Below are 553 nucleotides of genomic sequence, written 5' to 3' on the forward strand. Positions count from 1 at the left end.
CGCGGCGAAGACGCAGTTCTTCGTCGAATGGATGGCGCTCGATCTGATCCGCGACGCCGAGGGCGACGTGCTGGGCGTCACCGCGCTCGAAATGGAAACGGGCGACGTCTACATCCTCGAAGGCAAGACGACGCTGTTCGCCACGGGCGGCGCGGGCCGCATCTTCGCGGCCTCGACCAACGCGTTCATCAATACCGGCGACGGCCTGGGCATGGCCGCGCGCTCGGGCATCGCGCTGCAGGACATGGAGTTCTGGCAGTTCCACCCGACGGGTGTGGCCGGCGCGGGCGTGCTGATCACCGAAGGCGTGCGCGGCGAAGGCGGCATCCTGCGCAACTCGAACGGCGAGCGTTTCATGGAACGCTACGCGCCCACGCTGAAGGATCTGGCGCCGCGCGACTTCGTTTCGCGCTCGATGGACCAGGAGATCAAGGAAGGCCGTGGCGTCGGTCCGAACAAGGACCACGTGCTGCTGGACCTGTCGCACATCGGCGCCGAGACGATCATGAAGCGTCTGCCGTCGATCCGCGAGATCGCGCTGAAGTTCGCCAAC

General features: G+C 66.5%; 1 protein-coding gene. It reads left to right on the top strand.

Translation table 11 applies throughout. The features are described 5' to 3' along the window. Positions 1–553 (top strand): FAD-binding protein (locus JMY24_RS38175; RefSeq protein WP_201704145.1); only part of this gene is annotated, 553 nt, incomplete at both ends.

Source organism: Paraburkholderia kirstenboschensis, assembly GCF_904848585.1.
Classification (GTDB): domain Bacteria; phylum Pseudomonadota; class Gammaproteobacteria; order Burkholderiales; family Burkholderiaceae; genus Paraburkholderia; species Paraburkholderia kirstenboschensis.